Below are 571 nucleotides of genomic sequence, written 5' to 3' on the forward strand. Positions count from 1 at the left end.
AGCCCTCGCTTTTCTGTACCGTAAGGTGGTACAGGAACAAGGACTGGGCAAGACCGGTGCCAGCCGCCGCGGTAATACCGGCAGTCCAAGTGATGGCCGATATTATTGGGCCTAAAGCGTCCGTAGCCGGCCGGACAAGTCCGTTGGGAAATCGACGCGCTCAACGCGTCGGCGTCCAGCGGAAACTGTCCGGCTTGGGGCCGGAAGACCTGAGGGGTACGTCCGGGGTAGGAGTGAAATCCTGTAATCCTGGACGGACCACCAATGGGGAAACCACCTCAGGAAGACGGACCCGACGGTGAGGGACGAAAGCTAGGGTCTCGAACCGGATTAGATACCCGGGTAGTCCTAGCTGTAAACGATGCTCGCTAGGTGTGCCGTAGGCTACGAGCCTGCGCTGCGCCCTAGGGAAGCCGAGAAGCGAGCCGCCTGGGAAGTACGTCTGCAAGGATGAAACTTAAAGGAATTGGCGGGGGAGCACCACAACCGGAGGAGCCTGCGGTTTAATTGGACTCAACGCCGGACATCTCACCGGTCCCGACAGTAGTAATGACGGTCAGGTTGACGACTT

The 571-nt window shown here is 59.2% G+C and carries 1 rRNA gene; it reads left to right on the plus strand.

From position 1 onward, the window contains the following. Positions 1-571: ribosomal RNA gene (locus DVK00_RS20700) — 16S ribosomal RNA — on the plus strand; the annotation flags it as partial.

The organism is Haloarcula sp. Atlit-47R (assembly GCF_003665985.1).
Taxonomy (GTDB): Archaea; Halobacteriota; Halobacteria; order Halobacteriales; family Haloarculaceae; genus Haloarcula; species Haloarcula taiwanensis.